This is a genomic window from Jeotgalibacillus haloalkalitolerans (assembly GCF_034427455.1).
Lineage (GTDB): Bacteria > Bacillota > Bacilli > Bacillales > Jeotgalibacillaceae > Jeotgalibacillus > Jeotgalibacillus haloalkalitolerans.
The window spans coordinates 54458-79176 of the sequence record NZ_JAXQNN010000002.1; the positions used below are offsets into that span (position 1 = coordinate 54458).

The window sequence follows — 24719 nt, forward strand, 5'->3', positions numbered from 1 at the left end:
GGTTTTATGATACACTTTTGAGAGAATCTCTGCTTGCACAGAAAGGTTTGATCGCAATGGGAATGATGGTTGACCAAACAAATACGTTTCTGGAATCTTCTTCATGGAAAAAAAGATTCCCGGGTCTGACTGCGCTCTTTACAACAAAACACGGCGGAGTCAGTCAAGGGTATTTTTCGTCATTAAATACAGGATTGCATGTTAATGATCAGCGTCTTGATGTCATTCATAATCGTCATACAGTTGCCCGGAACAGCGGGTGGGAATTGAATAAATGGATATTTGCAGATCAGGTTCACGGAACCCGTGTCGTACAGGTGACATCACGTCATGCCGGCATGGGAACTGAAAACTACAGTGGTGCCGTCAAAGCAGCTGACGGCCTCTGGACTTTTGATCAGGGAGTTGGTCTGTCACTAGGTTTTGCTGATTGTGTTCCAATCTATTTTGCTGAGCCTGAAACCGGATATGCCGGTGTGGCTCATGCAGGATGGAAAGGATCCGTTGGTAATATAGCAGGTGAGATGATCAGACAGGCTGCCGAAGCTGGCGTATGTGCAGAAAAGGTTTACGTGATGATCGGGCCGTCTATCGGTGAATGCTGTTACCAGGTGGATCAGAGAGTAATTGATCAGATTCCCGAAGATATTTCAGGCAAAGGCATTTATGAAACAGTGGCTGAAGGTCAGTATAAACTCAATTTGCAGGAACTGAATAAGCAGCTTTTATTAAAAGCCGGGGTTAAAGAGCATCACATTGAAATCAGCGGGATGTGTACAGGCTGTTATGATCAGCTGTTTTTTTCACACAGAAGAGATCAGGGGAAAACCGGCAGGATGTCTGCAGTCATTGGATGGAGGGAATCATAACATTGAAGGTATCTGAAAAACTTAATCTGATTAATAAAGAAATTTTCACAGCCTGTGAACGTGTGGGCAGACAGGCTGATTCAGTTAAAATCGTTGCTGTCACCAAATATGTGAGTAATGAACGTACACAGGAAGCCGTAGATGCAGGACTGATTCATCTTGGAGAGAATCGTCCTGAAGGTTTTAAAGAAAAAAGAGATGCTGTGTCAGGAAACGTTAAATGGCACTTTATCGGTTCACTGCAATCAAGAAAAGTGAAAAATGTCATTAATGAGATTGATGTTCTTCATTCACTGGATAGAATGTCACTTGCAAAAGAAATTCAAAAGCGTGCAGATCAAAAAATTGATTGTTTTTTGCAGGTAAATGTGTCAGGAGAAGAACAAAAACATGGACTTTCTCCAGAAAATGCGGCTCAATTTGTCGAAGAACTGGCAAACTATGATAAAATAAATGTAATTGGATTAATGACAATGGCGCCGCTGACTGAAGATGAAGAGGTGATCCGCAGCTGTTTTAAACAGCTGGCAGTGCTGAGAGACTCCATTGCTGCAAAAAACCTGCAGCATGCACCGTGCACTGAGTTGTCAATGGGCATGTCAAATGACTTTACCATTGCCATTGAAGAAGGAGCTACCTACATAAGAATCGGATCTTCGCTCGTCGGAGAATAAAGGAGGAAATCCGTGTTATGGGGATGAAAACGAAATTTAAAGATTTTTTCTTTGGTGAAGAAGAGGAGTATTTTGAGGAAATGACTGAAGAAACTCCTGAGGAAGTAAGAAGCGTCAGAAAACCTGCCCAAAAGCAGAATGTCGTCAGTCTCCAGAGCGTTCAGCAATCATCCAAAATGGTATTGATGGAACCCAGGATGTATGCTGAAGCTCAGGAAATCGCTGATCATCTGAAAAGTCACCGTGCGGTAGTGGTGAATCTACAGAGAATCAGCAAAGATCAGGCAAAGCGGATTGTTGATTTCCTCAGCGGGACGGTTTACGCAATTGGCGGTGACATTCAGCGTGTAGGTACAGACATCTTCTTATGTACACCTGATAATATAGAGGTCAGCGGAAATATAACTGACCTGATCCAAGAAGATTAAGATGATGGGTGGTTAAAAGCAGCATGCAAAGTGTTTTAATAACGATTATCCAGCTGTTACAGCAGCTGATGGTCTTTTACAGCTATGCACTAATTATTTACATTTTACTTTCGTGGTTTCCAAACGCCAGAGAAAGCAGCTTTGGCCAGATCCTGGGGAGAATCTGTGAACCTTACCTGGAGCCGTTCCGCAGAATTATTCCACCGCTTGGCATGATTGATATCTCGCCGCTGGTTGCAATTATATCATTGAACTTAGCTGTGTCAGGCCTGACTCAAATAATTCGATTACTTTATTAAAATCAGCCCGGTGGCAATCACCGGGTTTTCTTTTTTAGTATCAATGACATAGCTTGAAAATAAATCGGGTACTCATCTGCAAAGCATGTACCATTTAAACAGAGCATTTTTATAAAGGGTGTGAACATATGTCAGTTTATCAGCATTTTCGTGATGAAGAAAAAGGCTTTATCGATCAGGTCCTGGACTGGAAGCAGGATGTGGAATTAAAATATGCACCAAGACTTACCGCTTTTCTCGACCCGCGTCAGCAGCATATTATGCAGTCAATTATCGGTTCAGCCGCGGATATTAAAGTTGCTTTTGAAGGTGGCGCAGAAGATAGTGAACGAAAAAGAGCGCTGCTTTACCCGGATTATTTAGAGCCTGTCAAAGATGACTTTGAGCTGGCACTGCTCGATGTGGGATTTCCATCTAAATTTGTTCAGCTCACACACGGTGATATATTAGGCTCGCTGATGGGGCTTGGAATAAAAAGAGAAGCACTGGGGGACATTCTGACTTCCAGGGATCGGATTCAGCTGATTTCAACAAAAGAAATGAAGGATTTTCTGATCATGAATCTGGTGCAGGCTGGGAAAGCAAAAGTGCAGGTAACAGAAGAAAAATGGGAGAGCATCATCGAGCCTGAAAATAAATGGACAGAAAAAAATGTACTTGTCTCGTCAATGAGGCTTGATACAGTGCTGGCCGGGGCAGTAAATATTTCAAGACAAAAAGCACAGCTTTTGATTCAGGGTGGAAAAGTAAAGGTGAACTTCAGGCAGGAAGAGAAAACTTCATTTGAACTGGATCAGGGAGATATGATTTCTGTCAGAGGCTACGGGAGAATGCGTGTAGGTGAGCAAAGCGGGATAACAAAGAAAGATAAGATCCGACTTAATTTTTATTTTCTGCAATCTTAATACAAGAATTAAAAGGATTTTTACACAAAACGTCGAATCATCAGTATAATGGAATTTAGATCATAACGACATGGAGGTGCACATTATGCCATTATCGCCACTCGATATACATAATAAAGATTTCAGCCGGGGGTTCAGAGGCTACGATGAAGATGAAGTAAATGAATTCCTCGATCACGTCATGAGAGATTATGAGCTTGTGTTACGTGAAAAGAAAGAGCTTGAGGAAAAGCTGAACAATCATACTGAAAGACTTGGTCATTTCACAACAATTGAAGAAACACTCAATAAATCAATCGTTGTCGCTCAGGAAGCAGCTGAAGAAGTGAAACGAAATGCAACAAAAGAAGCAAAACTGATTGTAAAAGAAGCAGAAAAAAATGCTGATCGCATCGTAAACGAATCATTAACTAAAGCGCGTAAAATTGCGCTCGAGATTGAAGATCTGAAGAAGCAGTCAAAAGTTTTCCGTACGCGCTTTAAAATGCTGATCGAAGCACAGCTGGATTTAATCAGCCATGATGACTGGGACGAGCTGATGGAATATGATCTTGATACAGAAGAGCTGAAAAGCCTGTCACCGGAACACGAATAAGAAATATTGACGTATCATACTTATGTTACTATAATTAAACTGTTAAAATGAAATTCAATCTCTATGCACTTATACATTGAATCAACTTTGAAGGGAACAGTACGCTGACTGATAACCGGCTAATAGCGATCCGGGGGTGGTGAAAGCCCGGAGCGGAAAGTCAGAGGAACATCATCCCGGAGTTTTCAGGCCGAACGAAGTAAGCCTGAACGTGTGACAGCGTTAACCGTTACTTAAGTGGAAGAAGTGTGATCTTTTTCTATAAGGGTGGTACCGCGTGAAGCACAGGCTCTCTCGTCCCTTTACCAGGGATGGGGGGCTTTTTTTATTTTTAATCTTTTTGTTATAGTCCAATGTGGTATTTGCACAGCTGTTGATTGGAGCGTAAGGGGGCGACTCCTGCGGCAGGAAGGGACTTGTGAGGCCATGGCGAAGCCTGCGGGCTCACCGCCCGGCCGCGGAAAGCGTCCCCCTGGAGCGAAAGTCAACAGCCAATTTAACAAAGACATTTTCTAATACACAGGAGGAGTAATCATGGAATACAAAAATACCTTATTGATGCCGAAAACTGCATTCCCGATGCGTGGCAACCTGCCAAATCGTGAACCTGAAATGCAGGAAAAATGGGCAGAAATGGATATCTATAAAAAAGTACAGGAAAGAACAGCCGGACGTCCGCTTTTCGTCCTGCATGATGGACCACCATATGCAAACGGAGACCTCCACATGGGTCATGCACTGAACAAAGTATTAAAAGACTTTATCGTGCGCTATAAATCAATGAGCGGATTCCAGGCTCCGTACGTACCAGGCTGGGATACACATGGTCTGCCAATTGAACAGGCACTGACAAATAAGGGTGTAAAGCGTAAAGAGATGACAGTTGCAGAATTCCGTGAAAAGTGTGCTGAGTATGCACTTCAGCAGATTGATAATCAGCGCACGCAGTTCAAGCGTATCGGTGTCCGGGGTGACTGGGATAACCCTTACATCACACTGAACCCTGAATACGAAGCTGAACAGATCCGTGTATTCGGTGAAATGGCGAAAAAAGGCTATATCTATAAAGGGAAAAAGCCTGTTTACTGGTCTCCTTCAAGTGAATCTGCATTAGCAGAAGCTGAAATTGAGTATCAGGATAAGCGCTCAGCATCTATTTATGTATCTTTTGATGTGAAAGACGGTAAGGGTAAGCTGGATGAGAATACTTCGTTTGTGATCTGGACAACAACGCCGTGGACAATTCCTGCAAACCTGGCAATCGCACTTCATCCTGAACTGGAATATGTAGTTGCAGATACAGGTAGCAAAAAATTTGTTGTCGCAAAAGAACTGCTTGAAACAGTACAGGAAACAATGGGCTGGGAAAAAGCTGAAGTGGCTGCGACTTTTAAAGGGTCAGAGCTTGAGCACGTAACAGCCGGCCACCCTTTATATGATCGTGAATCACTAGTTGTACTTGGTGAGCACGTAACGACTGATGCAGGTACCGGCTGTGTTCATACAGCACCTGGACATGGTGAAGATGACTTTATCGTTGGTAAACAGTACGGACTTGACGTGCTTTGCCCGGTTGATGACCGCGGTGTGTTTACAGATGAAGCGCCTGGATTTGAAGGATTGTTCTATGATAAGGCAAACAAGCCGATCACTGAAAAGCTTGAAGAAGCAGGTGCACTATTAAAGCTTGAATTCTTCACGCACAGTTATCCGCATGACTGGAGAACGAAGAAGCCGATTATCTTCCGTGCAACTGCACAGTGGTTTGCTTCAATCGATAAGTTCAGAGAAGAGCTGATGCAGGCAGTTAAAGATACAAAGTGGATTCCTGGCTGGGGTGAAACAAGACTCTTTAACATGGTCCGTGACCGCGGAGACTGGTGTATTTCAAGACAGCGTGCATGGGGTGTGCCGATTCCGGTTTTCTATGCAGAGAATGGAGAAGCGATCATTACTGAAGAAACAATCGATCATGTATCCAGCCTGTTCGCTGAGCACGGTTCAAATATCTGGTTTGAGCGCGACGCAAATGATTTACTTCCTGAAGGGTTTACACATGAAGGAAGCCCGAACGGACGCTTCACAAAAGAAACGGATATTATGGATGTATGGTTCGACAGCGGTTCATCGCATCAATCTGTACTTAAGGTCCGCGATGAGCTTCAGCGCCCTGCTGATCTTTATCTTGAAGGAAGTGACCAGTACAGAGGATGGTTTAACTCTTCACTGACAACGGGTGTAGCTGTTACTGGCAAGGCACCTTATAAAGGTGTGTTAAGCCATGGATTTGCTCTTGATGGTAATGGCCGTAAGATGAGTAAATCTCTTGGTAACGTTGTCCTGCCATCCAAGGTTATGAATCAGCTTGGAGCGGATATTCTGAGACTGTGGGTTGCTTCTGTTGACTATCAGGCAGATGTTCGTGTATCTGATCCGATCTTAAAGCAGGTTGCTGAAGTTTACCGTAAAATGCGTAATACACTGCGCTTCCTTCTGGCAAACCTTGCTGATTTTGATCCGTCAAAAGATGCAGTATCATTTGAAGATTTGAGAGAAGTCGACCAGTTTATGATGGTGAGACTGAATCAGGTCGTGAAATCAGTTACAAATGCATATGAAAACTATGAGTTTGCATCAATCTATCATACGATCAACAATTTCTGTACAACTGACCTGAGTTCATTCTACCTTGACTTTGCAAAAGACATTCTGTATATCGAGGCTGAAAATCATCAGGATCGCCGCGCAATGCAGACGGTGATGTATGAGTCACTTGTATCACTGGTTAAGCTGTTATCCCCAATTCTTTCTCATACAGCTGACGAAGTATGGGCGTTCATTCCTGGTGTTGAAGAAGAAAGTGTTCAGCTGACAGATATGCCTGAGGCAGCATCTTATGATAATGAGACAGCGCTGCTTGATAAGTGGAATGCGTTCCTTGATGTAAGAGATGATGTGTTGAAAGCACTTGAGGAAGCAAGAAGCACGAAGCTGATTGGTAAATCTCTTGCAGCGAAGGTAACGCTTTATGCGGATGAAAAGACGCATGAATTACTTTCTTCTGTAAAAGAGGATCTCAAGCAGCTGTTCATCGTTTCTGACTTTGAGCTTGCAGCTTCATCTGACAATGTTCCGGAACAGGCAATCAAGTTTGACGGACATACTGTTGCAGTTGAAAAAGCTGAGGGTGAAACGTGTGATAGATGCTGGACGGTCACAACAGACGTTGGTAAAGACAGCGATCATCCAACGCTTTGCACAAGATGTGCGACTGTTGTAAAAGAGAACTACGCAGACGTTGCTGCAGAATAAATCCCTTTGAGCTGCCGGTTATAATACCGGCAGCTTTTTTACTTTAAGAGTGCATAGATTTTGGCTCATTCCATGCCTGCTTGCAGGCATGGCTTTTCAAGCAGAACTTGAAAAGTACCGAATAAGAAAAGAAAGCTGAAATTCAAGCTCGCTTGATTTCAGCTTTCTTTTCTTATTCGGTAAATGAGCCAAAATCGAACGAAGTTATACATAAAAAATTTTAATTGTTCATATTCCCATAAACTATTTGCAAAACATCTGCTGTTATCATGCCTGAAGTCCTGAATTATGCTACAATACTTTAAGGGTTTGCAACGAGATAACGGAGGTAGACAAGTGATCTATTATTTGCTGGCTTTATTTATTATCGCAGTGGACCAGCTGACAAAGTGGCTGGTGGTAAGGAATATGGAAGTAGGGGAATCGATCAATGTGATTGATGGTTTTTTCTACCTGACCTCGCATCGTAATACAGGTGCAGCATGGGGGATGCTTGAAGGACAGATGTGGCTGTTTTATATTGTCACACTGATTGTCATTGCAGGAATTCTTTTTTACTATCACAAACATGCTAAAGGAAATAAATTATTCAGTGCAAGCCTGATGGTGTTACTGGGCGGAGCAGTCGGAAACTTTATTGACCGTATTTTCAGACAGGAAGTTGTAGACTTTCTACAGTTTACATTCTTCAATTTTATTTTTAATATTGCAGATGCGGCACTGACAATTGGCGTAATCATGTTGTTTCTTCAAATGATTTTGGAAGAAGTGCAGGAAAAGAGGAAGAAAAATGGAAAACATTCAACACTCAATACAGGAAAATGAAAAAGGAAAACGCCTTGATGCGGTTTTGGCAGGGCTTGAATATAACTGGTCAAGAACCCAGGTGCAGCAGTGGATTAAAGAGGGCAATGTAACAGTGAACGGTTCTACAACTAAGCCGAATTACAAATGCGTGCCTGGTGCTGAAGTACAGATTGAAATTCCTGATCCGGAACCACTTGATGTAGAAGCTGAAGAAATGAATCTTGATATTTATTATGAAGACGCTGATGTATTAGTTGTGAATAAACCAAAAGGCATGGTCGTTCATCCTGCCCCGGGACATCTGACAGGGACACTTGTGAACGGTCTGATGGCGCACTGTAATGACCTTTCAGGCATTAACGGTGTACTGCGTCCTGGAATTGTACACAGAATAGATAAAGATACATCAGGATTACTGATGGTTGCAAAGAATGATTCAGCTCATGAGAAACTTGTGCAGCAGTTGGTCGATAAAAGCGTGACAAGAAAATATACTGCTGTCGTTCATGGTCTTATTACGCATGATGCAGGTACAATTGATGCACCGATTGGCCGCGATAAAAAAGACCGTCAGAGTATGACTGTAGTAGACGGAGGGAAACAGGCGATTACACACTTTAATGTGATTGACCGCTTTAAGGATTTTACGCTTGTAGAATGTATTCTTGAAACTGGACGTACGCATCAGATCCGCGTTCACATGAAGCATATCGGTTTCCCGCTTGCAGGTGATCCGAAATATGGTCCGCGTAAAACACCTGATCTGAATGGCCAGGCGCTTCATGCAGGCGTGCTTGGATTTGTTCACCCTTCAACAGGAGAATATATGGAATTTTCAGCGCCTGCTCCGGAAAGCTTAAATGAGTTTATTGAAAAACTTAAGAACGAACGTTGACAATCAGTACTTTAAAGTTTAAACTGAGAACAACTTAATAACTGAAACCTTTAATCCGGTCCAGAGAGACAGGGAAGGCTTAGCGAATGTTACCAGTATATTTCTGCCCTTCCGTCTGCCTTCAGCCGGGAGGGCTTTTTATATCGAAAGGAATGATCAGATGTCTGCAACTGTCGTGATGGATGAGCAGATGATGAAACGGGCGCTCACAAGAATTGCTCACGAAATTATCGAGCGCAATAAAGGTGTCGATGACTGTGTACTGGTTGGGATCAAAACCAGAGGCATACATTTAGCAGAACGCCTGAAGGAGAGAATAGAGTCGATCGAGCAGGTCAGTGTACCAGTCGGTGAGCTGGACATTACCATGTATCGAGACGACCTGGAGAAAAAGCATACTTCCGGCGAGCCGGTTGTACACAGTAAAAACATCTCATTAGAAATTAACAATAAAAAAGTGATCGTGGTTGATGATGTGCTCTACACAGGAAGAACCGTCAGAGCAGCAATGGATGCGATTATGGATAACGGCAGACCAACACAGATACAGCTTGCCGTTTTAATTGACCGGGGACACAGAGAGCTTCCGATCAGAGCTGATTTTGTAGGAAAAAATATTCCGACTTCCAGCACTGAGAAGATCAGCGTCGAATTAAATGAAACAGATCAAAATGAACAGGTAACCATACACAAATAAAATCCTTTAATGCAGTCCGGAGAGGCTGGCAAAGGAGACGATGGGGGATCAGTATATCCTCAAGAGCCTCTTTGCCATGCTCCCGGCAAAGAGGCTTTTTTATGAGGAGGAAACGTCAATGACAAATACACAAACAGCAAAACCAATTCTGGATGTAGAAGAAAAACCAAAATTAAATCAGTGGCTGACACTCAGCCTGCAGCACCTTTTCGCGATGTTTGGTGCAACTGTCCTGGTGCCGATGCTGGTAGGATTAAGCCCGGGGACAGCACTATTATCAAGCGGTCTGGGTACCATTGCATACCTGATCATCACAAAAGGTCAGATACCGGCATACCTCGGATCTTCATTCGCGTTCATCGCACCAATTATCACAGCAACTGAAATAGGCGGTCCGCAGGCAGCCATGCTAGGGGCATTTTTTGCAGGACTTGCATACGGTGCAGTTGCCATGCTGATCTACAAATTCGGAGTAAACTGGCTGATGAGAATCCTCCCTCCGGTGGTAGTTGGACCTGTAATCATAGTCATCGGACTCAGTCTGGCCGGAACAGCTGTCAATATGGCAATGTACGAAAATCCACTTGCAGACCCGGCTGAATTCGTCTACAGCGGAACACACATTACAGTCGCTCTGATTACACTTGCAATTACGATTATCGCTTCAATCTATTTTAAAGGGTTTTTCGGACTGATCCCGGTTCTTGTAGGAATCACAGGTGGATACATTGCAGCGTTGTTTGCAGGTCTTGTTAATTTCCAGCAGGTCATTGACGCACCATGGTTTGCAGTACCGGATCTTTATATGCCATTTGTCGATTACACACCGGGCTTCTCCTGGACGGCCATTGCGATCATGGTACCGGTAGCAATCGTAACGCTTTCGGAGCATACAGGTCATCAGATGGTTGTCAGTAAAGTAGTAGGAAGAAACTTTTTGGAAAAGCCGGGGTTACACAGATCACTGCTGGGTGATGGTGTTGCCACAATGATCGCTTCAATGATCGGTGGACCGCCAAACACAACTTACGGTGAAAACATTGGGGTACTTGCAATCACAAGAATCTTCAGCGTATTTGTGATCGGGGGCGCAGCAGTCCTTGCAATCTTCTTCGGATTTGTTGGTAAAGTATCCGCACTGATTAGTTCGATCCCAACACCAGTTATGGGCGGCGTATCAATTCTGCTCTTTGGAATCATTGCTTCAAGCGGACTCAGAATGCTGATTGAAGCAAAAGTGGACTTTTCTTACAAACGCAACCTGATCATCGCGTCAGTTATCATGATCATCGGAGTTGGCGGAGCGTACGTACAATTTACAGACTCATTTATCCTTCCGGGGATGGCACTTGCAGCAATCATCGGCATTGCACTGAACCTGATTTTACCCGGCCGCAAGCCGGAAGAGGAAACACTATTTAATGAAAATAAAGCCGCATAACAATCCTTTTAAATGAAGTCCAGAGAGGCTTTCAAAAGGGTTTCTGACAGTACCAGTCTGTCTAAAACCGCTTTTTGAGCCTGCTCTCAAAAAGCGGTTTTTTATTGGAAAGCGGTTATACAAACGATTAATAAATTAATAGAGCTGATGATTGGAGTGGAAGGCGGTGACTCCTGCGGCAGGAAGGGACAGCTGAGACCTGGCATGGCGAAGCCTGCGGGCTCACCGCCCGGCCGCGGAAAGCATCCGCGGTTATGACAGGAGATTAAACAAGGAGGTTCAAACATGCATTTTCTTACACTTGATGAACTGACAGTTGAAGATATTTATGAGGTACTTCACCAGGCTGAAGCGCTTAAAAATCATAAGCCGCTGCCAAGACCGGATCTTTATGCAGTGAACCTGTTTTTTGAAAACAGCACAAGAACAAAATGCAGTTTTGAAATGGCACAGAGAAAGCTTGGGATGAACGTTCTGTCATTTGAAGCAGGCACCGCTTCAATCAGTAAGGGCGAGTCACTTTATGACACTGTAAAAACCCTTGAGGCGATTGGAGTAGACGTAGCAGTGATCCGTCATAGTGAAGAAAGATATTTTGATGCGCTGAAAGGTAAAGTTTCAATTTCACTCATCAATGGTGGCGATGGTATGGGGCATCATCCTTCTCAATGTATGCTTGACCTCCTCACGATCTATCAGGAGTTTGGCCGTTTTAAAGGCTTGAATATCACGATAGCAGGCGATATCAGACACAGCCGGGTTGCGCGGTCAAACACTTACGCACTGAAAAGACTCGGTGCAAATGTTAACTTTTCAGGTCCAACAGCTTGGCGTGACCCGGATATGGAGGAGATCTCCTTCATTGAAATGGATCAGGCTGTAAAAGAAAGTGATGTTGTGATGCTGCTGCGGGTTCAGCATGAAAGACATGCATTCGGTGAGAACTTCACAAAGCAGGAATATCACAATCAGTATGGGCTGACACTTGAAAGAGAGAAAAAAATGAAAAAGAACAGTATTATCATGCATCCTGCGCCTGTGAATCGTGGAGTTGAAATTGCAGATGAACTGGTGGAATGCGAAAGATCACGCATTTTCAAACAAATGAAAAATGGTGTGTTCACAAGAATGGCGATGCTTCAATATGTACTGGCAAAAAGAGAGGAGACAAAACATGAACTTATTAATTAAAGGTGCAGATGTATTCGGATATGGAGTAACAGATGTCAGAATTTCTGATGGCAGTATTCAGTCAATTGGTGAGTTATCACCTTTACATAATGAGGAAGTCATTGAGGCCTCAGGAAAGGTGCTTTCTCCAGGCTTCACCGATGTACACATTCACTTGAGGGAGCCGGGTGGAGAGCACAAGGAAACAATTAAAACAGGTACGCAGGCAGCAGCACGCGGAGGATATACGCTTGTATGTGCGATGCCGAATACAAGACCGGTACCAGATGACATAGAAACGCTTGGAAACATTCAAAGAAAAATAAAAGAAGACGCGGTGGTACCGGTACTGCCATATGCTTCTATTACACAAAACCTTGCGGGAAAAGAAATTAACGATTTAGAAGCACTTGCAAAGCAGGGGGCATTTGCCTTCACAGATGACGGGGTCGGAATTCAAAGTGCTGACCAGATGCTGCAGGTGATGGAAAGAGCAGCAAAGCTTGGGAAGGCGGTTGTGGCACATTGTGAAGATAACAGTCTGATTCATGGCGGATGTATGCATGAAGGAAAGCGCTCAGAGGAACTCGGTCTGCCCGGTATTCCATCTGTGTGTGAATCAGTGCAGATTGCCCGTGATGTGCTGCTGGCTGAAGCTGCTGACTGCCACTATCACGTTTGTCACGTATCTACGAAAGAATCAGTGAGAGTGATCCGGGATGCAAAAAAGGCAGGAGTAAAAGTAACGGCTGAAGTAACACCACATCACCTGTTATTGAATGAAGAAGCGATCCCGGGTGATGATGCCAATTTTAAAATGAACCCGCCGCTCCGCTCGAAAGAAGACCAGCAGGCACTGATCGAGGGACTTGAAGACGGAACAATTGATTTCATTGCAACAGACCATGCACCTCATGCAAGTAAAGAAAAAGCAGAAGGAATGCTAAGGGCACCATTTGGCATAACAGGACTTGAAACAGCATTTGAACTGCTGAATACAGCGTTTGTTGAAACAGGGAAATGGACACTGGATCAGCTGATTGAGTGGCTCGCAGTAAAGCCGGCAGCTGTTTTTGGACTGGATGCAGGAAAGCTCTCTGAGGGTGTTGATGCAGACCTTGTATTATTAGATCTGACTGAAAAGAGCAGGATCAATCCTGAACAGTTTCGGTCAAAAGGGAAAAATACACCTTTTAGCGGTCAGCAGGTAACCGGAAAAGTCGTCATGACAATCAGTAAAGGAAAAATCGTATTTCAGGAGGAACTCGTATGACTAACAAGCTGCTAATTTTAGAAGATGGTTCAGTATTTAAAGGAGAAGGTTTCGGCTGGATGGGTGATGCTGAAGGCGAAGTTGTTTTTAACACAGGAATGACCGGCTATCAGGAAATTCTTTCAGACCCATCCTACTGTGCGCAGATGGTTGTTCTGACTTATCCACTGATCGGAAATTACGGAATTAACAGAGATGATTTTGAATCAATCCATCCATATATAAAGGCATTGATCGTAAGAGAAGCGTGTGATCTGCCTGCTAACTTCAGAAGTGAAGCAAGCATTGATGATCTGCTGAAGGAAAAGAAAATTCCGGGTCTCGCAGGCATCGACACGAGAAGGCTGACAAGACTGATCAGAAGCTACGGGACGATGAAAGGAAGAATCTGTGCTGAATCTGCAGATGTTGACCAGGTAGTATCAGAGCTGAAATCATCCGATCTTGCCACTGATCAGGTAAGCCGCGTCTCGACTAAATCCTCTTATCCGAGTCCCGGGAGAGGGAAGCGCGTAGTCGTTGTAGACTACGGGATGAAACACGGAATTCTGAGAGAACTTAATCGCAGACAATGTGATGTCATTGTTGTGCCATATCACACTTCAGCAAAAGAAATCCTGAGACTTCATCCTGATGGCGTTGTGTTATCTAATGGACCTGGGGATCCAAAATCAGTACCTGAATCTGTCCAGGCAGTAAAAGAACTTGTCGGCGCTGTGCCGATTTTTGGAATCTGCCTTGGTCACCAGCTGCTGGCGCTTGCCGGAGGAGCAGATACATTTAAGTTGAAATTCGGTCACCGTGGATCAAATCATCCGGTTAAGGATCTGGCTACAGGGAAAGTTGCGATTACTGCACAAAATCACGGATATGCAGTAGATGAACAGTCACTGCTAACAACAGATTTTATTGTCACACATAAAGCATTGAACGACGGAACAGTTGAAGGAATTGCTCATAGAACAAACGCCGCATTTTCTGTACAGTATCACCCGGAAGCTTCACCTGGTCCGGAGGATGCAAATGAATTATTTGACCGTTTTATTCAGATGATGGAGAAGGAGGAAATTCAATATGCCTAAACGTACTGATATTAAAACCATTTTAGTGATCGGGTCCGGCCCGATTATCATCGGACAGGCAGCTGAGTTTGATTATGCAGGCACACAGGCCTGTCTGGCACTGAAAGAAGAAGGATACCGTGTAGTGCTGGTGAATTCAAATCCTGCAACCATCATGACTGATACTGAAATTGCAGACAAAGTATATATGGAGCCTTTAACAGTAGAGTTTATCAGCAGAATCATCAGAATGGAAAGACCCGATGCACTGCTTCCGACGCTTGGCGGACAGACTGCACTGAACCTGGCAGTTGAGTTATCTGAAAGCGGCATTCTTGAGGAGTGCAATGTAGAAATCCTCGGTACAAAACTGGATGCCATTCAGCAGGCGGAGGACCGTGATCTTTTCAGAAAGCTGATGAATGAGTTAAACGAGCCGGTGCCTGAAAGTGAAATTATCCATAATCTTGATGAAGCTTTCGCTTTTGTTCAGGAAATAGGTTATCCGGTCATTGTCCGTCCGGCATTTACCCTTGGCGGTACCGGCGGGGGAATCTGCAATAATGAAGAAGAACTGATTGAAGTTGTCACTTCCGGTTTAAAATACAGCCCCGTGACGCAATGTCTACTTGAAAAAAGCATCGCCGGGTTCAAGGAAATTGAATATGAAGTGATGCGTGATAAAGATGATCATGCAATTGTCGTATGTAACATGGAAAATATAGATCCGGTCGGTATTCACACAGGTGATTCAATCGTTGTAGCACCTTCCCAGACGCTGAGCGACAGAGAATATCAGATGCTTAGAAACTGCTCGCTCAAAATTATACGCGCGCTCGGAATTGAAGGCGGCTGTAACGTTCAGCTTGCACTCGATCCTGACAGCTTTCAATACTATATTATTGAAGTGAACCCGCGGGTCAGCAGATCTTCAGCACTTGCATCTAAAGCAACCGGCTACCCGATTGCTAAGCTTGCAGCAAAAATTGCTACAGGCCTTACACTTAATGAGATGATTAACCCGGTAACAGGTACATCATACGCATGCTTTGAACCGGCACTGGACTATGTAGTTACTAAGATTCCAAGATGGCCATTTGATAAGTTTGAGTCGGCAAAGCGTAATCTTGGTACTCAAATGAAAGCAACAGGTGAAGTGATGGCAATCGGGCGTACGCTTGAAGAATCTCTTCTGAAGGCAGTCCGTTCACTTGAGAACAACGTCTACCACCTGGAAATTGAGCAGAATGATGCTGAGTGGGTCGAACGCAGAATCAGAAAAGCAGGGGATGAACGTTTGTTTTATATCGGTGAAGCACTCCGTATGGGCGTTTCAATAAAAGAGATCCATGACTGGAGTAAAATTGATTTCTTCTTCCTGAATAAGATGAACAACATCGTTCAATTTGAAAAAGTGCTTCGTGAAGACCAGTCATATGAAGCATTATATAAAGCGAAAAGAATGGGCTTCAGTGATAAAACAATTGCTGCTTTGTGGAACATGTCTGAAGAAGACGTCTATAACAGAAGAAAAGCAGAAGGGTTAATGCCGGTCTACAAGATGGTTGATACTTGTGCAGCTGAATTTGAATCTGAAACACCATACTTTTACGGTACTTATGAAGATGAAAATGAGTCTGTCGTCAGCAGCCGTAAGAAAGTCATTGTATTAGGATCAGGTCCAATCAGAATCGGACAGGGTGTGGAGTTTGACTATGCTACTGTTCACTCAGTATGGGCAATTAAAGAAGCCGGCTATGAAGCGATCGTCATCAATAGTAACCCTGAAACCGTATCGACGGACTTCTCAATTTCGGACAAGCTCTACTTTGAGCCGTTAACACTGGAAGACGTCATGCATGTCATTGACCTTGAAAAGCCGGAGGGAGTCGTTGTACAGTTTGGCGGACAGACTGCGATTAACCTGGCAGATGGTCTTTCTAAAAGAGGCGTGAAAATTCTTGGCACATCGCTTGAAGATGTGGATCGTGCAGAAAACAGAGATGAATTTGAAAAAGCTCTGAAAACGCTTAGTATCCCGCAGCCTGAAGGAAAAACAGCTGTATCAGAAGAGCAGGCAGTCGTTATTGCGGGTGAAATCGGATATCCGGTACTTGTCCGTCCATCGTATGTACTGGGCGGCCGTGCAATGGAAATCGTCTATCATGAAGAGGAACTTCGTCAATACATGAATACAGCAGTAAAAGCCAGTCCGGAACACCCTGTGTTAATCGACCGCTATCTGACTGGTAAAGAGATTGAGGTAGATGCGATCAGTGACGGAGAAACAGTATGTATTCCGGGGATCATGGAGCATATTGAGCGCGCAGGCGTTCACTCAGGGGATTCAATTGCTGTATACCCTCCGCAGTCCCTGACTGAAGAGCATGTTGCAACGCTGGAAGACTATACGATCCGCCTGGCAAAAGGACTGAATATTAAAGGATTAATTAATATTCAATACGTCATCTCTAAAGGTGAAATTTTTGTACTTGAGGTCAATCCGAGATCAAGCCGTACCGTTCCGTTTATGAGTAAAATTACAGGTATTCCAATGGCTAATATGGCGATGAAAGCAATACTCGGTGAAAAAATCAGTTCGTTTGGCTATAGTACAGGACTCGTTCCGCAAAAAGAAGGTGTATACGTAAAAGTTCCAGTCTTCTCATTTGCGAAACTGAAGCGTGTTGATATTACGCTTGGACCGGAAATGAAGTCCACAGGTGAAGTGATCGGTAAAGATGAAACATTAGAAAAAGCATTGTATAAAGGGCTTACTGCAGCAGGAATGAATATTAAACATCATGGCTCTGTTCTGTTAACGGTAGCAGATAAAGACAAGGAAGCGGGTACAATGCTTGCTGAAAGATTCCACCGCCTTGGCTATCACATTCTTGCAACTGAAGGAACCGCACAGTCATTTAAAGAAGCGGGAATTCCGGCTGAGCCAATTAATAAAATCGGTGAGCAGGGCAAGACGCTGATTGATGGCATTCAGTCAGGCGAAATCCAGCTCGTTGTCAATACGCTGACAAAAGGCAAGCAGCCTGCAAGAGACGGTTTCAGAATCCGTCGTGAGTCAGTTGAAAACGGAGTACCATGTCTGACATCACTCGATACAGCAGAAGCCATGCTGCGTGTACTGGAGTCAATGAACTTTACAATGGCACCAATGAGCCCTGTGAAAAAGGCGGCACTTGTATGATTAAAGTCGAAAAAATGAAAATTATACAGCAGACTGAGATTGCTGAAAATATTTTTAAAATCAGTCTGAAAGGGTCACTAGTCAATGAAATCTCAATGCCGGGGCAATTTGTCCATATCAAGGTGAATACTGCAAATGATCCGCTGTTAAGAAGGCCAATCAGTATTTCATCGTATGACAAAAAAAATCAGATAATGACCCTGATTTACAGAGCTTCCGGGCTCGGAACCCGGGAGCTTGCAAATCAGTCAGAAGAAATAGATGTAATGGGGCCGCTTGGCAGCGGGTTCCCGATTGAACAGGCAGAAGGACAAACTGCGATATTGATTGGAGGCGGGATCGGAGTCCCGCCTCTCTATGAATGTTCAAAGCAGTTAAAAAATAAGGGGTTTAATGTGATTCATGTCCTCGGTTTTGAAACAAAGGATACAGTCTTTTACGAATCAGCGTTTAAGGAGCTGGGTCCGGTGTACATCACAACTGCAGATGGCTCCTATGGGACAAAAGGATTTGTCACTGATGCCATTACTGAATTTGACCTGAAGGCAGATGTGTTTTTTGCATGTGGTCCTGTCCCGATGCTTGGTGCAGTTGAAAAGCAGCTGAATCATATTCCCGGATACATTTCGATGGAGCAGAGGATGGGGTGCGGGATCGGAGCCTGCCTTGCGTGTGTATGCACTGTGAACGGTCCGGAGCTTTATAAAAAAGTATGTACTGATGGACCGGTTTTCAGAAAGGGGGAGTTAGTTTATGGATAAGCTCAGCATCAAACTGCCAGGTCTTGATTTGAAAAACCCTGTCATGCCGGCATCAGGCTGTTTCGGATTTGGCCGGGAATACAGCCAATTTTACGATTTAAGCCTGCTCGGGTCTATTATGGTAAAAGCGACAACGCTTGAACAGAGACTGGGTAACCCGGTCCCCCGTGTAGCAGAGACATCGTCTGGTATGCTGAATGCAATCGGGCTGCAAAATCCAGGTCTGGAAAAAGTCATCAGCACAGAGCTCCCATGGCTTGCGCAATATGATCTGCCGGTGATCGCAAACGTTGCCGGGTCAATGACTGAAGATTATGTTGCGGTAGCGGAGAAAATTTCCCGGGTTGAAAACGTGAAGGCACTTGAGCTCAACATTTCCTGTCCGAATGTGAAAGAAGGTGGCATCGCATTTGGTACTGATCCGGAAATTGCTAAAGATCTCACTGCCAGGGTCAAAGAAGTTTCTTCAGTCCCTGTATATGTCAAAATGTCACCAAACGTCGCAAACATTTCCGAAATGGCACTCGCAGTGGAAGAAGGCGGGGCGGACGGACTGACCATGATTAACACGCTGGTTGGGATGCGTCTTGACCACAAAACAGGTAAGCCTGTGATTGCGAATAAAACAGGCGGACTTTCAGGTCCTGCGATCAAGCCGGTTGCACTCCGGATGGTGTACGAAGTAAGCCAGGTGTCAAACCTTCCGATCATTGCTATGGGCGGCATCAGTTCAGCATGGGATGTCATTGACTTCATCTCAGCGGGTGCAAGTGCCGCAGCAGTAGGCACTGCGAACTTTGTTAATCCGTTTGTCTGTAAAGAAATTATTGAAGAATTGCCAGGAATCCTGGATGAACTTGGAGCAGATCATATTCATGATCTGAAAGGGAGGGCTTGGAAAGTTGGAGAAATTGCCAATCATCGCGCTTGATTTTACCGGAGCAGAAGCAAAACAGTTTTTGAAACAGTTTGATGAACATCTGTTTGTGAAAGTGGGAATGGAACTCTTTTATGAAAGCGGCCCGCCCATTATCCAAGATATCAAAGCAATGGGACATAAAGTTTTCCTGGATCTGAAACTGCACGATATACCGACAACTGTTCAAAAAGCAATGAAGCAGCTAGCAGCACTGGATGTAGACCTTGTGAATGTCCATGCAGCAGGCGGAGTGAATATGATGAAGGCTGCTGTAAAAGGGCTGAATGAAGGTTGTATAAATGGAAAGCGCCCTGAGATTATTGCTGTGACTCAGCTCACATCAACTTCAGAACAACAGATGCAAAATGAACAGCAGATACAGTTGAACCTCATTCAATCCGTTCAACATTATGCGGGTCTTGCAAAACAGGCAGGCCTGGACGGGATTGTATGTGCAGCAACTGATTGTCGTCACTTAATCAGTGAGCTTGGTTCTGATTTTAAATATATTACTCCGGGTATCCGGCCAAAAGGAACAGATGCAAACGATCAGGTGCGGACGGCTACACCTGCAGAAGCAGCACAGCTCGGAGCCTCAGCAATCGTGGTAGGCAGAGCCATTACAGGGAGCGAAGATCCTACCGGAAGCTATCGTCAAATAAAAAAAGAATGGAGCGGGACTGATGAATAAAAAAATGGCTGCATACCTCCTTGAAATAAAGGCAGTGGAATTAAATCCGGAGAACCCATTTACATGGGCATCCGGTATCAAATCACCAATCTACTGTGACAACCGGTTAATCATGTCATATCCGGAAATCAGATCTTACGCTGCAGACCAGCTGACAGAACTGATCAAAACAAATTTTGCTGAAGCGGAAATCATTGCAGGCACGGCAACAGCCGGAATTCCTCATGCTGCCTGGGTCAGTGAAAGACTGAATCTGCCGATGAATTATGTACGTTCTTCAGCTAAAAAGCATGGAAAAACGAACCAGATTGAAGGGAAAGTAACGCCTGGTAAAAAAGCAGTCGTTATTGAGGATTTAATCTCAACCGGCGGAAGCAGCATTGACGCTGTAAAAGCGCTTGAAGAGCAGGGGATCAAAGTACTAGGGGTTGCCGCACTATTTACATACGGCTTCAAAAAAGCAGAACAGCAATTCAAAGAAGCAGGTGTTCCTTACTATACAGTCACCAATTTCGACACACTGATCGAACAAGCCAGCGTACTGAACTATATCAGTCAGGACCAGGTAAATGAATTAGCGAAGTGGAAGAGCGAGTTTTAGTTAGAAGTGGTTATTAAGTAATTTTAGATAGAGGATTAATCTGGAGATACCATAATCAGCTGAACCTTGTAGTGTGGGACGGAGACTCCCGCCCCAGGAAGGGACAGGTGAGACCATCTATGCGAAGCATAGGGGGCTCACCGCCCGGGGGCAGGAAAGCGCAGTCCCACACGGAAAGGTTCGGCGGTTATAAAGAAACTATTATTTTTTTAATCGCCTGATTAATTCATCATCCGGTGTAACATACACAGTCTCCTGCTGCTCATAAATCACATAGCCGGGCTTCGATCCGCTCGGCTTTTTAACATGACGGATTTTTGTGAAATCAACAGGTACTGAACTTGATGCCCGGGCCTTACTGAAATATGCAGCAATCTTAGCAGCCTCCAGAATTGTCTCTTCATCCGGCTCTTTATCCCTGATGACCACATGTGAACCTGGAATGTCCTTTGTATGAAGCCAGATTTCATCTTTTCCCGCAGCCTTATTTGTCAGGTAATCATTTTGTTTATTATTTTTTCCGACAAGAATTAAAGTGCCATTGCTTGCAATATATTCTTCGAGTACAGGCTTTTGAGGTTTTGATTTTTTCTTCTTTTGTTTCTTTGCTTTCATATAGCCTTCTTCAGCCAGTTCTTCTCTGATTTCCTCGAGGTCAGATGGTGATGCAGAATCAAGCTGCTGCATCAGCTGATCAAAATACTCAATTTCCTTTTCAGCAATCGCAATCTGTTCCTTCACGACTTCCACAGCATTTTTTGCTTTCTGGTATTTAGTGAAATACCACTGCGCGTTTTCTGAAGGTGTTTTACGCGGGTCCAGTTTGATTGTGACTGCGGGAGAGTCTTCTTCATAGTAATTCAGCACTTCCACTTCAGGCATGCCGCGTTCCACAGCATAAATGTTAGCTGTCAGCAATTCACCGCTCAGCTGATATTTTCCCGCTTCTGCTGCCTGATCCAGCGTTTTGTTGAGTTTTTTTATTTTCAGTACGTTCTTATCTTTTTCATTTTTAATAAATCGTTCAAGGTCATGTCCCTGCTGTCTGACACGATCACGTTCAGCTTTTCCGAAATAATAGCGGTCAAGCAGCTGGCTGATTGTCGGATGTGATTCCGTTTGTGCATCTTTTAGTTGCTGAAGCGGATAAAGGTAGAAATAGTCTTTTCCGTTATGCTGCATAAAAGTGGGCTCATAGTCATGCGCTTTTACTCTTTTAAGCAGCTGACTGAACGCTTCATATACACGCTTTTTCTCAGTCAACCCTGCGCGTTCGATTACTTCTTTGGCAAACAGGGGAGACAGTCCGGCAAAATGCTGTACAAGCTGTTTATCAAGCTTCCCGCTGTTCCAGTCAATTGTCCGCAGAAAAATGTCCTCATTTACTTCAAACGGATTTAATTTATTCTGTTCCGGGGGCCATTCAAAATCAGCTCCGGGCAGAATCGTTCTCGCACGGTTCACAGATGGGTTTAAGTGCTTAATACTGTCTAAAATCATGCTGCGGTCTTTATCTACTAAAATAATATTAGAGTGTCTTCCCATAATTTCTACAATCAACTGTTTATATGAAATATCCCCGATTTCATTGCGTCCTTTCACTTCAAACACAATAATCCGTTCCATCTCTTTCTGGGTAATGGATTCGATGATTGCCCCTTCCAGATGCTTACGAAGAAGCATACAGAACATTGGCGGTTCTGACGGGTTATCATACTGCTCTTCAGTTACCTGGATTCTTGAATAAGAAGGATGGGCTGAGAGAAGTAATTTGTGGTTTTTACCCTTTGCCCGGATAACCATGATTAATTCATTCTGATAGGGCTGGTGAATACGGCTGATCCGGCCGCCGTCCAATTGATCAGTTAGTTCCTTGGTGATGGCTCTGGTGAATAATCCATCAAATGACATACAAATCCCTCTTTCTGTCTTTCTTTATATCTTCTGTCCCATCTTATCATCTTTTCAGGCAGTCTGTATGCTATAATGAAGTACATTGAAAGAGATAAGCAGGTGATTTACGAGATGACAAAAAGTATGACCGGATTTGGAAGAGGAACAGCAAGGCAGGAACTTCTTGCCGTAACGGTAGAGATCAAATCAGTTAATCACCGTTTTCATGAATGCACGGTTAAGATGCCAAGAATGTATGCAGAAACGGAAGATAAAATAAAAAAAGTAATCTCTTCTTACATAAAGCGTGGTAAAGTAGATGTTTATATATCAGTAGAAAGCGAGAAGCCGAACAGTCATAAGTTGCTGGTTGACTGGGAGCTGCTTGATGCATACGCGCAGTTTGTGAAAGATGCCGCTGACAGATATGGCGTTGAAGAGGACCTGCGTGTCAGAGATCTGCTGAGACAGACAGATGCTTTTACTACTGTGGAAATAAAGGAAGAACATTCAGCAGACGAAGTTATTTTTGCCGCGCTTAGAGAAGCGTGCGAAAAGCTTTCAGATATGCGGACAAATGAAGGAAAAGAGCTTGAAAATGAGCTGCTTTATCAAGTACAATCATTAAAGCAAAATGTCGAGTTCGCAATAAAACGATCCCCCGAAGTCTCAAAGAAGTATAAAGATCGTCTTGAAAAATCGATCAGAGAGTATACAAATGGGGTTGATGAGAGCAGACTGCTGACAGAAGTGGCGATCTTTGCTGACAAAGCAGATGTGACAGAGGAATTTACAAGATTGCTCAGTCATATTAAACAATTCGAAAATGCACTTAAAAAAAATGAACCGATCGGCAGAAGACTTGATTTTCTGACTCAGGAGATGCACCGAGAAGTCAATACGGTTGGATCTAAAGCAGGCGATGAGCGGGTAGCTGCTGCGGTGATTGATATGAAGTCAATTCTTGAGAAAATCCGTGAACAGGTTCAGAACATTGAGTGAAATTGATTAAGGGGTGTCAGGATGTCAATAAAGTTAATAAATATTGGATTTGGGAACATTGTGTCTGCCAATCGCATTATCACAATTATCAGTCCTGAATCTGCACCTGTTAAAAGACTCGTACAGGATGCACGTGAAAGAGGAACACTGATCGATGCAACATATGGACGCAGAACCAGAGCAGTGATGATTATGGATAGTGATCACGTCATCCTGGTTGCAGTCCAGCCTGAAACTGTGGCATCCCGTTTTACAGATAAAGATGATAGTCAGGAAGAAGGGTAAAAATGATTGAAAAAGGTGTACTGATTGTTCTTTCAGGACCATCAGGTGTAGGAAAAGGAACAGTCAGAAAAGAGTTATTTTCAGCAGAAAACACAGCATATGAATATTCTGTTTCCATGACAACGAGACTTCCGCGTGAAGGAGAAGTTGACGGAAAAGATTACTTCTTTAAGACAAGAGAAGAATTTGAAGCCTTAATCGAACGCGACAAACTTCTTGAATATGCAGAATATGTAGGCAACTATTACGGAACACCGGTTGATTATGTAAGAGAGACACTGGATAATGGTAAGGATGTGTTTCTTGAAATTGAAGTAGAAGGTGCAAAACAGGTGAGAGAGAAGTTTCCTGAAGGGCTTTTCATCTTCCTTGCGCCGCCAAGCCTTTCAGAGCTTGAAACACGCCTGGTTACACGCGGGACTGAGAGTGACGATGTCATTAAAACCCGTGTGGAAGCTGCGAGAAGAGAATTATCTATGATGAACCTGTATGACTATGTTGTAGAAAATGATCATGTTGTAAACGCATGTGAGCGGATCAATGCAATCGTTATGGCAGAACATCTTAAAAGAGAACGGGTTGAAGCCCGCTATAAAAAAATGCTGGAGGTAGAATAATATGTTATACCCATCATCTGACGCGTTAAGAAAAAATATCGACTCAAAGTATTCATTAGTAAGTGTGGCTGCAAAGCGTGCACGTAATATGCAGGAAAAAGGAGATAAAGGTTCACTTGAATCTTATCACTCAGTAAAATTCGTCGGGCAGGCACTTGAAGAGATCGCAGCAGGTCAGCTTGTTATGAAGAAGCCTCAGGAAGGCATTCTATACGAAGACGAAAAATAATATGAACAGAAAAAACAGCCGCTGCCGGTTGTTTTTTCTTTTTTTAAAGATTCATGCCTGTTGAGTGAAAAATGTTGTTTTTTCGTTCAT

General features: G+C 43.8%; 24 protein-coding genes and 1 other annotated feature. Of the genes, 23 read left to right on the forward strand and 1 reads right to left on the reverse strand.

Features of this window, described 5'->3' with window-relative positions:
• Positions 1 to 17: 17 nt before the first annotated feature.
• From pgeF to pyrE, 19 genes are all read left to right on the forward strand, one after another.
• Positions 18 to 869: a peptidoglycan editing factor PgeF gene (gene pgeF / locus UFB30_RS05005; protein WP_322420596.1), complete on the forward strand. Its 852-nt coding sequence runs from the start codon at positions 18 to 20 to the stop codon at positions 867 to 869.
• A gap of 2 nt (positions 870 to 871) precedes the next feature.
• Positions 872 to 1543 carry a YggS family pyridoxal phosphate-dependent enzyme gene (locus UFB30_RS05010; protein WP_322420597.1) on the forward strand — a complete coding sequence of 224 codons (672 nt, stop codon included), beginning with the start codon at positions 872 to 874 and terminating at the stop codon, positions 1541 to 1543.
• Between the two features lie 17 nt (positions 1544 to 1560).
• The gene (locus UFB30_RS05015) at positions 1561 to 1971 is read left to right on the forward strand and encodes a cell division protein SepF (protein ID WP_322420598.1); all 411 of its coding nucleotides are present in this window, start codon (positions 1561 to 1563) and stop codon (positions 1969 to 1971) included.
• Between the two features lie 23 nt (positions 1972 to 1994).
• Entirely contained in the window at positions 1995 to 2270 is a 276-nt protein-coding gene (locus tag UFB30_RS05020; RefSeq protein ID WP_322420599.1) for a YggT family protein, read from the forward strand.
• A 128-nt stretch (positions 2271 to 2398) separates the two neighbouring features.
• Positions 2399 to 3175 carry a YlmH family RNA-binding protein gene (locus UFB30_RS05025; protein ID WP_322420600.1) on the forward strand — a complete coding sequence of 259 codons (777 nt, stop codon included), beginning with the start codon at positions 2399 to 2401 and terminating at the stop codon, positions 3173 to 3175.
• A gap of 85 nt (positions 3176 to 3260) precedes the next feature.
• Positions 3261 to 3770, forward strand: coding sequence for a DivIVA domain-containing protein (locus tag UFB30_RS05030; protein ID WP_322420601.1), 510 nt, complete (start codon positions 3261 to 3263; stop codon positions 3768 to 3770).
• A gap of 78 nt (positions 3771 to 3848) precedes the next feature.
• Positions 3849 to 4075, forward strand: a binding site (T-box leader).
• Between the two features lie 229 nt (positions 4076 to 4304).
• The gene (gene ileS / locus UFB30_RS05035) at positions 4305 to 7082 is read left to right on the forward strand and encodes an isoleucine--tRNA ligase (RefSeq protein ID WP_322420602.1); all 2778 of its coding nucleotides are present in this window, start codon (positions 4305 to 4307) and stop codon (positions 7080 to 7082) included.
• Between the two features lie 336 nt (positions 7083 to 7418).
• The gene (gene lspA / locus UFB30_RS05040; protein WP_322420603.1) at positions 7419 to 7907 is read left to right on the forward strand and encodes a signal peptidase II; all 489 of its coding nucleotides are present in this window, start codon (positions 7419 to 7421) and stop codon (positions 7905 to 7907) included.
• On the forward strand, positions 7873 to 8784 hold the full coding sequence (locus UFB30_RS05045) for an RluA family pseudouridine synthase (RefSeq protein ID WP_322420604.1): 912 nt from the start codon (positions 7873 to 7875) through the stop codon (positions 8782 to 8784). The genes lspA and UFB30_RS05045 overlap by 35 nt, the downstream gene beginning before the upstream one ends.
• A gap of 160 nt (positions 8785 to 8944) precedes the next feature.
• Positions 8945 to 9481, forward strand: a complete 537-nt coding sequence (gene pyrR / locus UFB30_RS05050; RefSeq protein ID WP_322420605.1) for a bifunctional pyr operon transcriptional regulator/uracil phosphoribosyltransferase PyrR — start codon at positions 8945 to 8947, stop codon at positions 9479 to 9481.
• 118 nt (positions 9482 to 9599) lie between these two features.
• Entirely contained in the window at positions 9600 to 10922 is a 1323-nt protein-coding gene (gene uraA, locus UFB30_RS05055) for a uracil permease (protein ID WP_322420606.1), read from the forward strand.
• A 285-nt stretch (positions 10923 to 11207) separates the two neighbouring features.
• Positions 11208 to 12113, forward strand: coding sequence for an aspartate carbamoyltransferase catalytic subunit (locus UFB30_RS05060; RefSeq protein ID WP_322420607.1), 906 nt, complete (start codon positions 11208 to 11210; stop codon positions 12111 to 12113).
• The gene (gene pyrC / locus UFB30_RS05065) at positions 12097 to 13365 is read left to right on the forward strand and encodes a dihydroorotase (protein ID WP_322420608.1); all 1269 of its coding nucleotides are present in this window, start codon (positions 12097 to 12099) and stop codon (positions 13363 to 13365) included. The genes UFB30_RS05060 and pyrC overlap by 17 nt, the downstream gene beginning before the upstream one ends.
• Positions 13362 to 14447 (forward strand): carbamoyl phosphate synthase small subunit, encoded by a 1086-nt coding sequence (locus tag UFB30_RS05070; protein WP_322420609.1) that lies wholly within the window; start codon positions 13362 to 13364, stop codon positions 14445 to 14447. Before pyrC ends, UFB30_RS05070 begins: the two co-directional genes overlap by 4 nt.
• Positions 14440 to 17631, forward strand: a complete 3192-nt coding sequence (gene carB / locus UFB30_RS05075) for a carbamoyl-phosphate synthase large subunit (protein WP_322420610.1) — start codon at positions 14440 to 14442, stop codon at positions 17629 to 17631. The genes UFB30_RS05070 and carB overlap by 8 nt, the downstream gene beginning before the upstream one ends.
• Positions 17628 to 18392, forward strand: a complete 765-nt coding sequence (locus UFB30_RS05080; protein ID WP_322420611.1) for a dihydroorotate dehydrogenase electron transfer subunit — start codon at positions 17628 to 17630, stop codon at positions 18390 to 18392. Before carB ends, UFB30_RS05080 begins: the two co-directional genes overlap by 4 nt.
• On the forward strand, positions 18385 to 19323 hold the full coding sequence (locus tag UFB30_RS05085; RefSeq protein WP_322420612.1) for a dihydroorotate dehydrogenase: 939 nt from the start codon (positions 18385 to 18387) through the stop codon (positions 19321 to 19323). Before UFB30_RS05080 ends, UFB30_RS05085 begins: the two co-directional genes overlap by 8 nt.
• Entirely contained in the window at positions 19295 to 20002 is a 708-nt protein-coding gene (pyrF, locus tag UFB30_RS05090; protein ID WP_322420613.1) for an orotidine-5'-phosphate decarboxylase, read from the forward strand. Before UFB30_RS05085 ends, pyrF begins: the two co-directional genes overlap by 29 nt.
• Positions 19995 to 20603: an orotate phosphoribosyltransferase gene (gene pyrE / locus UFB30_RS05095; RefSeq protein WP_322420614.1), complete on the forward strand. Its 609-nt coding sequence runs from the start codon at positions 19995 to 19997 to the stop codon at positions 20601 to 20603. Before pyrF ends, pyrE begins: the two co-directional genes overlap by 8 nt.
• A 201-nt stretch (positions 20604 to 20804) precedes the next feature.
• On the opposite strand, the gene UFB30_RS05100 is transcribed toward pyrE, so the two are convergent.
• A complete protein-coding gene (locus UFB30_RS05100; RefSeq protein WP_322420615.1) occupies positions 20805 to 22514 on the reverse strand; it encodes an Rqc2 family fibronectin-binding protein in 1710 nt (569 codons plus the stop codon).
• A 114-nt stretch (positions 22515 to 22628) separates the two neighbouring features.
• Between UFB30_RS05100 and UFB30_RS05105 the strand changes: the two genes are divergently transcribed.
• Genes UFB30_RS05105 through rpoZ form a run of 4 tightly spaced genes read left to right on the forward strand, consistent with a single transcriptional unit; the run spans position 22629 to position 24629 of the window.
• Entirely contained in the window at positions 22629 to 23498 is an 870-nt protein-coding gene (locus tag UFB30_RS05105; protein WP_322420616.1) for a YicC/YloC family endoribonuclease, read from the forward strand.
• Positions 23499 to 23519: 21 nt separating this feature from the next.
• The gene (gene remA, locus UFB30_RS05110) at positions 23520 to 23783 is read left to right on the forward strand and encodes an extracellular matrix/biofilm regulator RemA (RefSeq protein WP_039808784.1); all 264 of its coding nucleotides are present in this window, start codon (positions 23520 to 23522) and stop codon (positions 23781 to 23783) included.
• A 2-nt stretch (positions 23784 to 23785) separates the two neighbouring features.
• Positions 23786 to 24400 carry a guanylate kinase gene (gmk, locus tag UFB30_RS05115; protein ID WP_322420617.1) on the forward strand — a complete coding sequence of 205 codons (615 nt, stop codon included), beginning with the start codon at positions 23786 to 23788 and terminating at the stop codon, positions 24398 to 24400.
• 1 nt (position 24401) lies between these two features.
• Positions 24402 to 24629: a DNA-directed RNA polymerase subunit omega gene (rpoZ, locus tag UFB30_RS05120; RefSeq protein WP_039808788.1), complete on the forward strand. Its 228-nt coding sequence runs from the start codon at positions 24402 to 24404 to the stop codon at positions 24627 to 24629.
• The last annotated feature ends 90 nt before the right edge of the window (positions 24630 to 24719 follow it).

Bases quoted from the DNA above. Each gene is read 5' to 3' on its own strand.
- UFB30_RS05060 (WP_322420607.1), top strand. From the start codon at position 11,208: ATGCATTTTCTTACACTTGATGAACTGACAGTTGAAGATATTTATGAG.
- pyrR (WP_322420605.1), top strand. From the start codon at position 8,945: ATGTCTGCAACTGTCGTGATGGATGAGCAGATGATGAAACGGGCGCTC.
- UFB30_RS05045 (WP_322420604.1), top strand. From the start codon at position 7,873: ATGGAAAACATTCAACACTCAATACAGGAAAATGAAAAAGGAAAACGC.
- UFB30_RS05105 (WP_322420616.1), top strand. From the start codon at position 22,629: ATGACAAAAAGTATGACCGGATTTGGAAGAGGAACAGCAAGGCAGGAA.
- UFB30_RS05100 (WP_322420615.1), bottom strand. From the start codon at position 22,514: ATGTCATTTGATGGATTATTCACCAGAGCCATCACCAAGGAACTAACT.
- rpoZ (WP_039808788.1), top strand. From the start codon at position 24,402: ATGTTATACCCATCATCTGACGCGTTAAGAAAAAATATCGACTCAAAG.
- UFB30_RS05025 (WP_322420600.1), top strand. From the start codon at position 2,399: ATGTCAGTTTATCAGCATTTTCGTGATGAAGAAAAAGGCTTTATCGAT.
- UFB30_RS05015 (WP_322420598.1), top strand. From the start codon at position 1,561: ATGGGGATGAAAACGAAATTTAAAGATTTTTTCTTTGGTGAAGAAGAG.
- UFB30_RS05080 (WP_322420611.1), top strand. From the start codon at position 17,628: ATGATTAAAGTCGAAAAAATGAAAATTATACAGCAGACTGAGATTGCT.
- gmk (WP_322420617.1), top strand. From the start codon at position 23,786: ATGATTGAAAAAGGTGTACTGATTGTTCTTTCAGGACCATCAGGTGTA.
- UFB30_RS05030 (WP_322420601.1), top strand. From the start codon at position 3,261: ATGCCATTATCGCCACTCGATATACATAATAAAGATTTCAGCCGGGGG.
- remA (WP_039808784.1), top strand. From the start codon at position 23,520: ATGTCAATAAAGTTAATAAATATTGGATTTGGGAACATTGTGTCTGCC.
- UFB30_RS05070 (WP_322420609.1), top strand. From the start codon at position 13,362: ATGACTAACAAGCTGCTAATTTTAGAAGATGGTTCAGTATTTAAAGGA.
- pyrC (WP_322420608.1), top strand. From the start codon at position 12,097: ATGAACTTATTAATTAAAGGTGCAGATGTATTCGGATATGGAGTAACA.
- uraA (WP_322420606.1), top strand. From the start codon at position 9,600: ATGACAAATACACAAACAGCAAAACCAATTCTGGATGTAGAAGAAAAA.
- pyrE (WP_322420614.1), top strand. From the start codon at position 19,995: ATGAATAAAAAAATGGCTGCATACCTCCTTGAAATAAAGGCAGTGGAA.
- UFB30_RS05020 (WP_322420599.1), top strand. From the start codon at position 1,995: ATGCAAAGTGTTTTAATAACGATTATCCAGCTGTTACAGCAGCTGATG.
- carB (WP_322420610.1), top strand. From the start codon at position 14,440: ATGCCTAAACGTACTGATATTAAAACCATTTTAGTGATCGGGTCCGGC.
- UFB30_RS05085 (WP_322420612.1), top strand. From the start codon at position 18,385: ATGGATAAGCTCAGCATCAAACTGCCAGGTCTTGATTTGAAAAACCCT.
- ileS (WP_322420602.1), top strand. From the start codon at position 4,305: ATGGAATACAAAAATACCTTATTGATGCCGAAAACTGCATTCCCGATG.